Origin of the sequence: Parundibacterium terreum, assembly GCF_014636315.1 — a bacterium.
GTDB classification, from domain to species: domain Bacteria; phylum Pseudomonadota; class Gammaproteobacteria; order Burkholderiales; family Burkholderiaceae_D; genus Undibacterium; species Undibacterium terreum.
In genome coordinates this window covers 869,351-883,468 of sequence record NZ_BMED01000001.1, presented here as the reverse complement: position 1 = coordinate 883,468, position 14,118 = coordinate 869,351, and the positions used below count along the sequence as shown (strand labels likewise).

Below are 14,118 nucleotides of genomic sequence, written 5' to 3'. Positions count from 1 at the left end.
CTAAGCGGATTTCAAGCCGGGAGCCAGTGCCTGAGTATGTTGATAGAAGAAATCGACAGTTTCGGCCGCGACTTTTTCTTTCTCGTTGTCCAGGGTAATGATGTGGTAGCTGTCATGCAGGATGATCTTTTTCTTTACCACGGAAGAAATGCGTTGTTCGACCAGGTCGGCGCTTTTCGGCGTAGCGACGTCGTCTTCTTCCGCATGGATGATCAGCGCAGGCGTACGTACTTTCTCCAGCCCGCGCCGCACTTGCTTGATTAGCCGGTGGGCCTGGAAGATGCCTTCTGCCGATAACTTCGATGCACCGGCTGCAGAGGAGCTGGTTACCTTCATCTCCCTGGCAATCCAGGCGCGAAGGTTTTCATTCTTCAGGCCGTAAGGGTAACGCTCCTGATAGGAATACAGATAGCGTGCCGGCGTGTAATAGGCCAGTGGCAGCAGGAAGCTGTATTTGGGGATGCTCCAGCCGTCATAGGCCAGCGTGGTCGCCAGCAGCGACAGCGCGGCAATCTCGTCGCCACGGTCCATCGCCAGGCGCAGACCCAGTACCGCGCCTATGCACAGGCCGGTGACGGATACCGTCTCATGGGTCTTCTTGAGTTCGTCGAAAATGCGCAGGACTTCAGCGTACCAATCTTCGCTGCGGGTAGTGCGGTAAGATTGGCTCTGTCCGCTGGAGTAGCCATAACCCGGGATCAGCGGAATGACGACCGTGTAACCGGCGCGTTGCAGCTTCTTGCCGACAAACTGCATTTCCAGTGGATTGCCCAGCAAGCCATGCAGCGCCAAAACCGCATGCGGTCCGCCAGGCAATTCTATAGTCTTCATTCCCTTAATCCTTCTTCGTTCACGCCGTCATTATTGGTCGTATGACCAGTTGTAGCAGGCGCCCGACCATCATTCGTTTTTTTAATTGGTCGGCTATTCTATACAAAAAAATGCTTTATCGCATTAACCCGGAGTGTAGTCTGAATGCAAGTCTGCCACAAGCTAAAAGTAGTGAAACTAACAACTTTCAGGGGCTATCTTAGGCTACAATCGCCGTTCTTATTGCTTGCCGTAACAAAGAATAACAATTTACCCGACTCCAGATGCGACTTAAAACTTCAACACTTGCCAATTGCTTCACGCTTTGCCTTGGCTTACTGGCTATATCCAGCCATGCCGCAGAAGGCGACGCCGGCAATAATGCTAACAATGCCAACGCTGCCGCCAGTACTTCCTGGTTGGCGGGTGACATAGGCGTGGGCTTCAGCGCTCCCGCTGTTGTCGGCAACGGCAAGTCGCATGACAAGACCGCCATACCCTATGCCAATTTTGATGCCGGACCGGTGTTTGCACGTATAGACACCTTCGGCGTGAAGACGTTCCCTGTTGCCTACGGTAACCTGGAATTGGCGGCGCGTTATTCCGATGACGGTTATACGCCGCTTGTCGCAGGGAAGGGCAGGCTGGGGCGGCGTAGCGACTCTTTGCCATTGGGTCTTGGCACGCTGCAGGTAACGCCGGTGGGGGCGATCTTTTTCAATGTCTACCGTGACGTGAATAAATCCAAGGGCAACCTGTTGAACCTGATGTATGCAGCGGAAATCGATAGCGGACGCTTCGCGTTTTACCCGCAGTTGGGGCTGGAATATCAATCAGCGGCGTACACGCGCTATTTCTACGGTACCAGTGCAGTGGAGGCGGCTGGCACCGGCGTCGCTGCCTATGCACCGAGAGGAGCCACTAATCCATTCGCTGCGTTGTTTATCGAGATGAATGTGGGTGGCAACTGGTATGTGAATGCCAATTTGCGCAGGACCTGGCTGGATAGCGAAATCAGCCGCAGCCCGCTGGTGGGGCGCCATTCTGTTGATTCTGGCGTGCTGGCGGTGAGTTACCGTTTCCACTAAGGCAGTCTTGCGAGGGGGGCATTTCGCTTGCCCCTTACCGTGTGCCTTACTCCACAATAATTCTTTCTTTGCCCAGCGCAGAGTGTGAACGCGTTGATTTAAACACCGGGAAAAATACCTCAGCCGACCAGGCCTCCTTGCCGTAGCTGATATCGTCCTGCAAGCCGACGACGGAAGGGTAGCGGCGCGTGATCAGCGCGGTGCCGAACAGTACATCCCACAGAAACAGAAAATTGCCGAAATTGCCCTTGTAGTGGCCTATGCCGTCTTCATTGGTGATGGCGTGATGCGCATAGTGCGTGGCCGGCGTGGAAATGGTGCGTTCCACTACCCACATCAACGGATGCAGCGCGCGTATCTTGTACAGCGGCTCGTCCCAACGCACCGCACTATGCGCGCCTATGATGACCAGCATCTTCAGCACGACATAGACGATATACACATTGCCGAAACCCATGTAAATCAGCACGGCGGATATCCACAAGCCGGGCATCATTGCGTAGTAAAAGAAATTGTTTCTATACACCACACGTACGCTCATATAGCCGGCGGAATGATGGGCGCGGTGCAGCGGCCACAGCAACGGAGAATGCGAGATGCGGTGCCACCAGTATTGCGTCATATCGTCCGCCACCAGCAATACCAGGAACATGCCCCAGGCCGGTAAAAAGGCCAATGCCCCTTGCCATTGCGGGGCATAACGCAGGCCCAGCCAGTTGATGCCCAGGAAAATGCCCGGCTGTATCAATACCAGCAAAAGCAGCAGCATCACCGACTCCACTTTCCAGTCGTCACGCGCGATGCTCAGGCGCTTATAGCGGCCGGATATGACCTCCGCCAGGCCGAAGCCGACAAAAATCGCCGTAATCAATATGGTTTGCACAGGATTCATCTTTGGTCTCCGTGGTGGTTCTTATGGTTTCGGCTCATTCTTCTCTTGATTGCTTAAGCTGTCCAATGCATTATTATTGTGAATACGATGATTTTTACTCATTGGTGACTTATTCAGGCTGCAAGGGATGACATGGATTTGCGGAAATTGCGTCATATGGTGGTGCTGGCGGAGGAATTGAACTTTGCCAGGGCAGCCAGGAAAGTGCACCTCACCCAGTCTGCGCTCAGCCGCAGCATACAGACGCTGGAAGAAGAGCTGGGCGGTAGGCTGTTTGACCGTGACTTGCATGGCGTCGCCTTGACAGCCATAGGCCGTCAGGTGGAAAAACGCGCGCGCAAGCTGTTGCTGGATGCCGGCAATCTGCAATACGAAGTGCTGCAGATGCAGCAATATGAGCTTGGCGACGTGAAGCTGGGGGCGGGGCCTTTTCCTGGAGCAACCTTCCTGCCGCCCATCCTGGCGGAACTGATGCGTGATCATCCCGGCTTGCGGGTGGAAGTGGAAACCAATAACTGGGAATACCTGGTACAGCATCTGGAAGATGAGCAGATAGAGTTTTTTATCGGTGAAGTGCGCAGCATTGGAGATAACCGCAAGATTGCAATACAGAAGCTGGCGCGCCAGTATGGCGGTTTCTTTTGCCGGGCCGGGCATCCACTGTTGTCTGCCGGCTTGCAGCATCCCGGCGAGGTACTGGCCTACCCGCTGGCTTCGGTGCGCTTGCCGGCTGCTGTCCGGATAGAGCTGGCGCGCTACCTGGAATTGCCGTCGGCGGATGATCTTGCGCTGAGCCTAGTGTGCGATAACCCCAATATGCTGAGGTACGTGGCTTTGCACAGCGATGGAGTCTTGTTGTCCACTTATACCGCAGTCAGTGCGGAGCTGGAGGCCGGTACGCTGGTGGCACTGGAGTGGCCCGGGCAGCCTGCCTTGTTTGCGGAGATGGGGGTGGTTACCTTGGCCGGGCGCAGCTTGTCTCCTTCGGCTGCATGGCTGGTGCAGCGCATGCAGGCCTACGCAGAGCAACTTTCCGAGCAATTTGCGCCGGCCACAAAGCCAGGAAAAAAAGGCTGGGTGCTGCACAAGAATAATTCAGCGGTAGAATGACAAGTCTCGGGTGATGCGTGGTGATGCAGTTAGTGGCCACGCGCAATTCAGGTAATTTGCATAAGACTGTACATGGTGCCCCGTTGGGGCTTGATTTCTCTTACGATGGCTTGTCTATGAAAATACGGATTTTCAAAGAATCAGATACCGCGGCTGTCAGTGCTTTGTGGCAAGAGGTTTTTCCGTATGATCCGCCACACAGCGCGGCTGCGGTAGCCATTAACCAGAAGCTGGAATGCCAGCCTGAGTTGTTCTTTGTCGGCGAAATCGACGGCCAGGTCATCGGTACCATGCTGTGCGGTTACGATGGCCACCGCGGCTGGCTGTATTTGCTGGCGATCGATCCAGCGCACCGCAGGAAAAAACTGGCGACAGAATTGCTGCGCCATGCCGAGCACGAACTGATGGCAAGAGGATGCACCAAGATCAATTTGCAGACGCGCACAGCGAATGCAGCGGCAATCGGTTTTTACCATGCGATGGGCTATGAACTGGAAGAGCTGGTCAGCATGGGTAAGCGTTTTGCGCACGCTGTAACAACGTCGTAAGCGGTTTGGCTGCTTGATAATCTGGCCTGCAAAAGCCGGCTACTTGCCGCACTGACAAATTAAGCTATAATCCTTGGCATGAAAAAGCTGGCCCCACTCTTCCTGCTATGGCTGTTGATGCTGGCGATACCCGTTCAGGGCATCGCTGCGGCAACCATGCTGTTTTGTGGTGCGGAGCATCATCATGTGGCCGTCGCAGAGCAGGGCGGGCATGCACATCACCACCATGATGTCGCAAAAAAAACTGACGCAACACAAAGCTCCGATCAACATGCATCCGGTGCCATGGCCAAGGATAAATGCAGTTCTTGCGCGGCCTGCTGTATAGGCGCCGTGATGGTGACGGCTTTGTCGGATCCTGAAATACTTCCTCCTTCTTCCGAAAAAATCGACCTGGTTTTTTCTTCCCACCTGGGCCACATCAGCGATGGCCTGGAACGGCCTCCCCGGGCATAACCCCTCTAGCTTTGCTTTTCCGCGTAGCGCCTTGATAGGTGTGCGCACTTATGCAAACTACCAATGCAAGCCATAGTCTTGCCCTTGCCTGATGCTGCTTGGTTGTGGCTGGGTTATAGCTGAGTTCTAGCTGAGCTGCCGCATCAGGACTATCCAAGATATTCGATACGAGGTCTTCATGAATCCTTCTTTTTTAACGAGGATATTTGCGTGCTGCATGCTGTCGGCGATGCCTTTGCATGTGCTGGCGCAGGCGGAAGCGGCGCATTCCAGGCGTGCCGATCCGCTGGACGCGCAGGCATCAGTGCCACCATTGCGCTACCAGTCCACTCTGCAAACCTATCGTCCTTATGCAGACAGTGAAGTGTCTGACTGGAAGCAATTGAACGAAAACACGGGCCGGATTGGCGGCTGGCGTACTTACGCGAAACAGGCCAGGGAGCCGGATGCAGCGCAGGCAAAACCTGCAGGCAAGGAACTTGCCGCACCGGTCAAGCCAGCCACACCCGAACATTCCGGCCATACTGGGCATGACAAATGAAAAGCAGGTTCAACATCAATTTGCGTCATTCCAGGCTGACGGTGGCTGCGGCATTGCCTTTACTGCTGGGCGCGTGTGCATCTTTCAGCACCGATGGCGGTTTTGCTTCCGTGGAGCAGGTGGCGAAGAGCCAGCTGAACAAGGATATTTCCTGGCAGCGCGAGGACAGCGATAAAGACGCAGCCTCCAAAAAAGTGCAGGAATTGCTTGCATCTCCGTTGGGTGTGGAGGATGCAGTACAGATCGCACTGTTGAACAACCGCGGCTTGCAGGCAGCCTTTTATGAGCTGGGCATTTCCGAGGCGGAGTTTGTGCAGTCCGGCCGTCTTGCCAATCCTGGCTTCAGCTTTGGCCGCTTGCGCCAAGGCAGCGACGTAGAGATTGATCGCGGCCTGCAATTCAATATTGCGCAATTGCTGACCATGCCCTATGTCCGGCAAATGGAAGGACACCGCTTTGAACAGGCCAAGCGCGACGCTGCCGGGCAAGTACTGTCGCTCGCTGCAGAAACCCGCAAGGCCTATTACATGGCGGTGGCGGCGGACGAATCCATGCTGTATATGCAGCAAGTAAAGAAAGCGGCGGACGCAGGGTCAGAGTTGGCCAGGCGCATGCAGCAGGCCGGCAATTTCAACAAGTTGCAGCAGGCACGCGAACAGGGGTTTTATGCAGATGCTGCACTGTCGCTGGCGCGCGCCGAACAGGCGCAGCTACACAGCCGGGAGAAATTGACGCGGCTAATGGGATTATGGGGTGAGCAGACTGCTTTTGTGTTGCCGGTGAAGCTGCCCGATCTGCCCAAGGCGCCGCAAGACATGGAAAACATTGAGCAACTGGCCATGTCGCAAAGGCTGGATGTGCAGGCCGCCCGCCTCGGCACCGAGCAACTGGCGAAAAATCTGGGCCTGTCCAAGGTAAGCCGTTTCATCAATGTGCTGGAAGTGGGTGCCGTACGCAATAGCTACCGCGAGCAGCCGACAGAAAGAGGTTACCAGATCACACTGGAACTGCCGCTATTTGACTGGGGCAGTGCCAGGGTTGCCAAAGCAGAGGCTTTGTATATGCAGGCGGTGAACCGCACTGCGGAAACAGCAGTCAATGCGCGCTCTGAAGTCAGGGAGGCTTATCTGGCATATCGCTCCAGCTATGACATCGCAAGGCACTATAGGGATGAAATCTTGCCGCTGAAGAAGCGCATCTCCGAGGAAAACCAGTTGCGCTACAACGGCATGCTGATAGGCGTATTTGATTTGCTGGCAGATGCGCGTTCGCAAATGCTTGCCGTGAACGGCGCAATAGAAGCGAAGCGCGATTTCTGGCTGGCACAGGCTGATCTGGAAATGAGCTTGCTCGGCAAGCCTGCACTGGGTTTGCCTGCGGCGAATGCCATGCAGGCAGATAGTCCTGCAGCCGGCCATTGATACGGGAAGAACAAGGAAAACGAAATGAGTTCAAGAAGAAATTTTCTCAGTGGCTTAGGTGCAAGCTTAGGTGCGAGCATAGCGGGAATTACCGCAGCTGCCACGGCGGCTTCGGTCAGCAAGGTGGCGATGGCCGCCTTGCCTGAGCCGGTGATGCAAACCTCGCCGGATACCATGCCGCCGCTAGTCCCCAATAATGGGCGTCCGTACAACCCTGTCGTTACGCTGAATGGCTGGACGCTGCCCTGGCGCATGAATAATGGTATCAAGGAGTTTCATTTGGTGGCGGAGCCTGTCGTGCGCGAGATGGCTCCCGGCTTCAAGGCGCACCTGTGGGGTTATAACGGACAGTCGCCGGGGCCGACGCTAGAAGTGGTAGAGGGGGACCGCGTGCGCATCTTTGTCACCAACAAGCTGCCGGAGCACACCAGCGTGCACTGGCATGGGCAGCGGCTGCCCAATGGCATGGATGGCGTCTCCGGCCTGACGCAAAAATCCATCCCTCCCGGAAAAACTTTTGTGTATGAATTTGTCGCCCGCAGGCCGGGCACCTTCATGTATCACCCGCATGCCGACGAGATGGTGCAAATGGCGATGGGCATGATGGGCTCCTGGGTGACCCATCCCAAGGGCAAACACCCGCAGATCGATGAAGTGGACCGCGATTTTGTGTTCCTGCTCAATTCCTACGATATCGATCCCGGCGCCTACACGCCCAAGGTAATGACGATGCTGGACTTTAATCTGTGGAGCTGGAACAGCCGCGTGTTTCCCGGCATTGATCCGCTGGTCGTGCGCAAGAACGACAAGGTTCGCATACGCGTGGGAAACCTGACGATGACCAATCACCCTATCCATATACATGGGCATGAGTTCCAGGTCACCGGAACCGATGGAGGCCCGGTGCCGCGCAGCGCGCGCTGGCCGGAGGTGACAACCGATATCGCGGTCGGCCAGATGCGGCAGATAGAGTTTTTGGCGGATGAAGAGGGTGACTGGTCCTTCCATTGCCACAAGGCGCATCACACGATGAATGCGATGGGGCATGAAGTACCGACGATGATAGGCGTGGACCATACCGGCGTTGCCAAGCAAATCAATAGCCTGATCCCCGATTACATGGTCATGGGAGAGCGCGGCATGGCCGATATGATAGAGATGGAAATGCCTGTTCCGGACAACACCGCGCCAATGATGACAGGCGACGGCCCGTTTGGCAGCGTGGAGATGGGCGGCATGTTCAGCGTGGTCAAGGTACGCAAGGACCAAAAGCCGGGCGATTACAAAGATCCCGGCTGGTACAAACATCCTCCCGGCACGGTTGCGCATGAATGGACCGGCAAGGTCGCAGAGCCTGTGCGTGCCCGGGCGGATACCGCTAGCAGCAAGGGTATGCCGACCGAGAAAAAGAACCAGCCGGAAGTGGAAGTGCAGGTGCGCAAGCCCGTCGGCAAGATGAACCATGGTTAAGTTGAACGACAGTAAAAATCTCAGGGAGCAAGCATGAAAAATACATTGAAAGCCAGTATCTCCGCATTGGTGCTGTGCCTGTTCGCAGGTGCTGCAGTGGCATCCGGCACGCATGCCGGTGGGCATGCGCACGACGACGAGGCGATAGGCAAACCGGGCAAGGCGAGCGCGGCCTCACGGACTGTCAAAGTCGACATGAGCGACGATATGCGCTTTACGCCGGCGAACATCCAGGTCAGGCAGGGTGAAACGGTGCGTTTTGTGATCAGGAACGCCGGCAGCCTCAAGCATGAGTTTGTCCTGGGAACGGAGAAAGAACTGAAAGAGCATTATGAATTGATGAAGAAGAACCCGGAGATGGAGCACAGCGATCCCGGCATGGTCACGCTGGCAGCAGGGCAAAGCGGTGAAATCGTCTGGCAATTCACCCGGGCCGGCAAAGTGGACTTTGCTTGCCTGCAGCCAGGCCATTACGACGCCGGCATGAAGGGCAAGATCGATGTTGCCAAGGCTAAGGCCGCGCCAGACCCTGCCGGCCACTCTCATTGACTGTCTTCAATCCTATGCCTGAAGTGCATCAAACCCATTTTATAGAGAACGAATAATCATGAATAAATTATTGACATCCCTGATGCTGTCACTGCTTGTAGCCATGGCTGCCCCGCTAGCAGGCGCCGCTGAAAACCAGGCGGCAATAACGAGCCAGGGGGAGGCTGCGTCCGGCTCCGGCATGACCGATGGTGAAGTTAAAAAGATACATAAAGCAACGGGAAAAATCACGCTGAAACACGGCGATATTACCAACCTGGACATGCCCGGCATGACCATGGTCTTCCGCGCGAAAGATCCTGCCATACTGGACAAGGTGAAGGTGGGGGACAAGGTGCGTTTCCGTGCAGAGAAGGCGGAAGGCGCGATTGCCGTGACTGAGCTGGAGCTGGTGAAGTAAATATTGCAGATGTGCCGATGGCAGGCCGAATGCATCGGCCTGCTATTTTTGCTGTTCATCGTGCAGATTACGAAAAGCCAGCATCGCAGGCAGGCGCTGTTCCTTCTCATCGTCAAACCCGCAGCGATCATCCCAGCTTGCCGGATTCTCATAAGTGCCGAACAGCATATCCCACCAGGTAATATCGCCATAGTTATTGCGGTGGCGCTGGTATTGGTGATGTATCCTGTGCATTTCCGGGCGCTGAAACACATAGCCAATCCAACGCGGCGTGCGGATGCTCGTGTGATAAAAAAATTCTCCTATCGCCGTGCAGAAGGTATAAACGGCCCCGGCTTCCAGCGACAGGCCGAGCAAGGTGTACACCAAAAAGCTACCCAGCAATGAATTGAACAGCATCTCTACCGGGTGCTTATAGAAAGGGGTGATCACTTCCAGCCGCTGAGGACTATGGTGGATCTGATGGAATATCCTCCACAAAAAATCGTTCTCATGGCGCCATCTATGCCACCAATAAAAGACGAAGGTAGCGATGAAGTAGGCGATGCAACCGCCTGCAATTGCGGGTACGTGGGCGGAAATCCGTAACAGAGAATAGCTGGAGAACCAGGATTCCCAGCTTACGCCGGCCAGCAATACGATACCCAACTGGACGGCATTGATCAGCAATACGCGTAGCGGCCAGGTTTTTACCTGCGGCAGTTTCCAGCCGGGGATGGCACGCTCCAATAAAAAGCAAAAGATAAAAATGATGAAGAGGACGGTAATCATGCTGTCTCCATCAATCAAATGCAATGCGGGATGCTCTGGATGGAGCAAGGTGTTCAGCAGCCTTTGCCTGATCCGGTCTGGTGCGGCGGATCAGTCTTGCAGTTAGTGTAAAAGCCGCTGCAGTAGCCAGCAGGTGCTTCAAGGTGTGGCCGCTGATAAAACCCAGGATGGCCTGCAAGTCTGCGTCATGCAGTTCCGCCAGCTTGGCTGCAACATATAACAGCAAGGCCAGGCCGAATGCGCAGCGGTCCGACCACGGTGCCTGATAGGCAGCCTGCCAAAGCGGAATCAGCACCAGGGCCAGACCTTGCAGCATCAGGTAGGGGCGCAAATCGCCGACACCGTAGTGGTCGGTGAAGCTCCACCAGGCGACGCCGAATGTAGCGAAAGCCATCAGCAGGATGATGTCTCGCCCGGCGTTGCTGCCGGACCTTGTTTCGGCACGCACACCTGCCAGCAAAACTGCGGTGGCCCAGGCGATGGGCAGTCTGTCCCATAGCAGGCGGGTGTTGTCCGGCGCCAGGTGATAGTAAGAGGAGCCAAGCGCTGTCAGCAGCAGGCTGAGCAGAAATAGCCCGTATCCATAGCGCCCCGGCGAAAGTGCATGATGTGCACGCTGCGGCCACAGACGAACCATGCCCCACAATGCCACCAGCGCAAAACCCATGTTGGACAATACGTCTCCAGCATGCGGCAGTCCCCACAACGTGGAGTGGTCGGCAAACTCATGGTAATGCGCGAGCTGGGTAATTGGCCCATGTATGGCGAGTGCTATGCAGGTAGCAAAAACCAGGAAGGCCGGGAGGTGGATCAATCTGAAGTTGAGCATGGCAGCACCAGGAAAGTAGAGGTGGATGCAGCTTGCCTGCCAGGATTGAAAATTGAAACTTTATTTTGGTAAGTGACATATTTTTAAATAAAAAGTATCATTATTTGACCTTTTATCAATGCGGGCGGATGAATGAGCGAAGTAAGCCAATTGATGGCAACCCTGAAGCAGCAATTGAAACAGCAAGGCAAGACCTATCGTGATGTGGCTGCCTCGCTGGAAGTGTCTGAAGCCAGTGTGAAACGCATGCTGCGGCCGGACAGCACCGTCAGCCTGGATCGCCTGGTGCAGCTAAGCAATCTGCTCGGTTATACCCTAGCGGAGCTGGCACAGGAAAGCCTGGCGACTGAATCGCGTCTGCGCACTCTCAGCCATGCGCAGGAAAAGGAGCTGGTGTCTGATGCCAGGCTGTTGCTGGTGGCGGTTTGTGCGCTCAACCACTGGAGCCTTGCCGATATGCTGGCGGCTTACACGCTGAGCGAAGCAGAATGCGTGGCCAGGTTGCTTCGGCTGGATCACCTGCGGCTGATCAGCCTGTTGCCGGGTAATCGCATCCGGCTGAACATTGCCAGGGATTTCGACTGGCTGCCAAATGGGCCAATACGACAGGTTTTTCGAGGAGACGGCCTGCATGATTTTCTGGACAGCCAGTTTGAAACCAGCGATGAATCCTTGAGCTTTGTCAACGGCATGCTGACCGAGGCCGCGATCAGCAAAATGCACGCGGAGCTACGGCTGCTCCGGCAAAAGTTTGCCGATCTGCACGAAGAGAGCCTGGCCGCGCCACTAGCCAAGCGCAGGGGCACGGGTTTGCTGCTGGCCATGCGGGAATGGGAGCCGGCCGCGTTTTCTGCCTTGCGCCGGCCGGCCCCCAGGGGAGTTAAGTAGTTTTTATCCCCGCTTGTGCAGCGGCCCATTATTGATTTTTTTGCTGGTCTTTTCTTTGCTTAAAAATAGTATTTGGTCTGCTTGGTCCAGCTACTGTTCGGGTACAGCTTGTGCTGCAGGTTGAATGCCTCGCGTGAATAGCTGGCGCGGGCCTGTTCCTTTTCAGGCTTGGTTGTACCATAGGGGCATTCCATGCGGGTGGATGCGATCAGGAAGTGCAGGGCTTTCGGCGCTTCTTCATCATTCGGTTTTTGCTTGGCCCAATCCAGCAGCGTCGGTGCGATGAATTCGGTACGCAGCGGCAGTTTCAGCAATATCTGCTGCTCCTTTGCCGCTGCATCCAGTTGCTGTTGGCTCAGGTAGCGCGGAGGTGCCGCCATCATCGGATTGGCCTCTGTTGGAGCAGGGCCGTAGCCGGATTTGCAGCCCCAGAATTGTTGCCGGCCCTGCTTGTCGAACACGGCCGGTGCCAGTTCCGGCGTATTGATCAGGATCAGGGTGCCTGCGATTTTTCTGTCCTGGCTACTCTTGGCGTCGCGGTAGCGTGTGTACAAGTGCTTTGTGGTATTGCGGCCCTGGGCAACGGTGTCCAGCAGTTCCAGCGCCGTTTGTTCGTCATTGAAGATCAATGCGCGGGCCAGTATCGTTTCTTGCAGATTTGGCTTCAGTGCTGCAGGTAGCTGAGGGTTCTTCAGCAAGGTTTTTAATTCTGCCATCGGCATGAAACGATAGATGGTGCGGTCATAATCGCCATCAACTTCTATGGCCGGGTCGGCAGGCTTGCCGTCAATTGGCGTGCCGGGGGCGCTTGCCTCGGCTTTGCGCAAAGCCGCTTTCAGGAATTCGTTTTGCGAGCCGGCCGTGAGCATCTTTAAAGCCTTGAAGCGATTGCTTGTGGCGACAGACATGCTTTTCCCCTGTGCTGCCAGCAGGCGGTCTATGTCCTTGTCAGCCTGCGCTGCCTGGTTTTCGGCAATCGCAAGGCGGATCAGGTTGTATTGCACAGTCTGGTACAAAGGATGGCTGGCCGGTACGCCGGCGGCCGCCTTCCTCTCGGCGTCACTCAATTCAGTGGGGCGCACCAGCGCTAGCAACGGCGCCATCCACAGCGGATCTCCCTGTGGAGCCCAGCGTTGCCGCACGGTTTTGAGGGCAAGCTGGCGGTCTTGTTCTCTTTCCTTGCTGAGCTGGCCGGTCCAGGGATCGGCGGGAGCTGCCTGCATGCTGCCTATCCATGCGGTCATCGGCTCGGCGGCGGTGATCATCTGCGCCGGCGTTTGCCTGTCCATCAGCACCAGATAGTCGCTCAACAGGCGCCGGGTATCTGCACTGAAAGCATTCTTTTCCAGCGTGCGCGCCAATGCAGCGATGCGTTCGGTGGGGTTGATGCGCGCGTCAACCAGCGAGGTCAATTGTTTGGCCGGCGCATACGCGGAGGCAATGGCATCCAGTTCTTTCTTTGCCTGGCTCAGTATGGCTGTGCGTTCTGCCGAGGGTTGATCGTTGACGAGAGGATATTCCAGCACGCCCTTGCGTATCAGGCAGCGTGCCGCCAGATAGGCCCCCAGCTTTTGCCATGGCGATTTGTCATCCTTTGCAATCGCCTGGAATTGCGCGCGCGCCGCATCGAAATTACGCGCATAGAAGTTTGCCGCCGCGGTTTGGTAAGCGCGGTCGTACTTAATCCACTCAGGTGCATTGGCAGGCAAGGCGGGCGGCAACTGTACTACGCGCTTGGGAACCGGCTGCCCGTATTGATGCGGGGGCTCTTCGCAATTGGCAAAGACCGCATCCTGGCCTTGCAGCCAGGCCTTGTGCCATGCATCCGGCTTGCCGCCTGGACCCAGGCTGGCGTGGGCCTTGAGCGTGACGGTCGCCTGCCGGAATGCATCTTCATGGCAGTTGAGGTAGCTTTCTCCGCTGACTTTCTCCGCCATGATGTCAAATTTGATGTCCTGTGGCAGGCCCCATTGCTTGGCAAATACGGCACGCTCCTTGATCCAGTCGCCGGAACCGTTCTTGGCCGGATCATAGCTATAGTCCCAGTCCATGCCGTTGCCGATATGCCAGCCATTAATTTCCAGGGTTGCCAGTTGTGCCTGCGTCAGCGGCTTTCCCTTGGCTGCCTGGAAAGCCAGGTAGTGGTATATGCGCCAGTAGGTGGGAGCAACGACACCGACGTTGCCGGCTGCGAAAATGGAGATCTGCTTGCTATCCATATCGTATTCGGAAGCGAAGCGGTTGGCGGTGAAATCATCGCCACCGCTGGACAGCGCTGTAGTGGAAAAGCCTAGCAGCAGGCTCGCTGCAACGCAGGAGTAAATAGTGGATAAGCGCATATGCAT

15 protein-coding genes are annotated in these 14,118 nt (G+C 55.9%); 10 read left to right on the top strand and 5 right to left on the bottom strand.

The features are described 5' to 3' along the window. Positions 1-831, bottom strand: coding sequence for an alpha/beta hydrolase (locus tag IEW12_RS04075; protein WP_188564681.1), 831 nt, complete (start codon positions 829-831; stop codon positions 1-3). Between the two features lie 263 nt (positions 832-1,094). Between IEW12_RS04075 and IEW12_RS04070 the strand changes: the two genes are divergently transcribed. Beyond that, on the top strand, positions 1,095-1,898 hold the full coding sequence (locus IEW12_RS04070) for a MipA/OmpV family protein (RefSeq protein ID WP_188564680.1): 804 nt from the start codon (positions 1,095-1,097) through the stop codon (positions 1,896-1,898). 46 nt (positions 1,899-1,944) lie between these two features. Here the strand turns inward: IEW12_RS04070 and IEW12_RS04065 are convergent, their stop codons facing one another. Next, positions 1,945-2,790, bottom strand: coding sequence for a sterol desaturase family protein (locus IEW12_RS04065; protein ID WP_188564679.1), 846 nt, complete (start codon positions 2,788-2,790; stop codon positions 1,945-1,947). A 132-nt stretch (positions 2,791-2,922) separates the two neighbouring features. Between IEW12_RS04065 and IEW12_RS04060 the strand changes: the two genes are divergently transcribed. From IEW12_RS04060 to IEW12_RS04025, 8 genes are all read left to right on the top strand, one after another. Then, positions 2,923-3,900 carry a LysR family transcriptional regulator gene (locus IEW12_RS04060; protein ID WP_188564678.1) on the top strand — a complete coding sequence of 326 codons (978 nt, stop codon included), beginning with the start codon at positions 2,923-2,925 and terminating at the stop codon, positions 3,898-3,900. Positions 3,901-4,016: 116 nt separating this feature from the next. Beyond that, entirely contained in the window at positions 4,017-4,448 is a 432-nt protein-coding gene (locus tag IEW12_RS04055) for a GNAT family acetyltransferase (RefSeq protein WP_188564677.1), read from the top strand. A 78-nt stretch (positions 4,449-4,526) separates the two neighbouring features. After that, on the top strand, positions 4,527-4,904 hold the full coding sequence (locus IEW12_RS04050; protein ID WP_188564676.1) for a hypothetical protein: 378 nt from the start codon (positions 4,527-4,529) through the stop codon (positions 4,902-4,904). A gap of 178 nt (positions 4,905-5,082) precedes the next feature. Continuing rightward, positions 5,083-5,445, top strand: a complete 363-nt coding sequence (locus tag IEW12_RS04045) for a hypothetical protein (protein ID WP_188564675.1) — start codon at positions 5,083-5,085, stop codon at positions 5,443-5,445. Further along, complete coding sequence (locus IEW12_RS04040; protein WP_188564674.1) at positions 5,442-6,866, top strand: TolC family protein; 1,425 nt, start codon at positions 5,442-5,444, stop codon at positions 6,864-6,866. The genes IEW12_RS04045 and IEW12_RS04040 overlap by 4 nt, the downstream gene beginning before the upstream one ends. Before the next feature lie 24 nt (positions 6,867-6,890). Then, positions 6,891-8,336 carry a multicopper oxidase family protein gene (locus IEW12_RS04035; RefSeq protein WP_188564673.1) on the top strand — a complete coding sequence of 482 codons (1,446 nt, stop codon included), beginning with the start codon at positions 6,891-6,893 and terminating at the stop codon, positions 8,334-8,336. A 33-nt stretch (positions 8,337-8,369) separates the two neighbouring features. Beyond that, a complete protein-coding gene (locus tag IEW12_RS04030) occupies positions 8,370-8,885 on the top strand; it encodes a cupredoxin domain-containing protein (protein ID WP_188564672.1) in 516 nt (171 codons plus the stop codon). A 58-nt stretch (positions 8,886-8,943) separates the two neighbouring features. Then, positions 8,944-9,285 (top strand): copper-binding protein, encoded by a 342-nt coding sequence (locus tag IEW12_RS04025; RefSeq protein WP_188564671.1) that lies wholly within the window; start codon positions 8,944-8,946, stop codon positions 9,283-9,285. Positions 9,286-9,327: 42 nt separating this feature from the next. Here IEW12_RS04025 and IEW12_RS04020 read toward each other — a convergent pair whose 3' ends face one another. Both IEW12_RS04020 and IEW12_RS04015 read right to left on the bottom strand, forming a co-directional pair. Beyond that, the gene (locus IEW12_RS04020) at positions 9,328-10,056 is read right to left on the bottom strand and encodes a sterol desaturase family protein (protein WP_188564670.1); all 729 of its coding nucleotides are present in this window, start codon (positions 10,054-10,056) and stop codon (positions 9,328-9,330) included. Positions 10,057-10,066: 10 nt separating this feature from the next. After that, on the bottom strand, positions 10,067-10,885 hold the full coding sequence (locus tag IEW12_RS04015; RefSeq protein ID WP_188564669.1) for a hypothetical protein: 819 nt from the start codon (positions 10,883-10,885) through the stop codon (positions 10,067-10,069). 132 nt (positions 10,886-11,017) lie between these two features. On the opposite strand from IEW12_RS04015, the gene IEW12_RS04010 reads away from it, so the two are divergent. Continuing rightward, a complete protein-coding gene (locus IEW12_RS04010; RefSeq protein WP_188564668.1) occupies positions 11,018-11,773 on the top strand; it encodes a helix-turn-helix domain-containing protein in 756 nt (251 codons plus the stop codon). Positions 11,774-11,832: 59 nt separating this feature from the next. On the opposite strand, the gene IEW12_RS04005 is transcribed toward IEW12_RS04010, so the two are convergent. Next, positions 11,833-14,112: a hypothetical protein gene (locus tag IEW12_RS04005; RefSeq protein ID WP_188564667.1), complete on the bottom strand. Its 2,280-nt coding sequence runs from the start codon at positions 14,110-14,112 to the stop codon at positions 11,833-11,835. Positions 14,113-14,118: the final 6 nt, after the last annotated feature.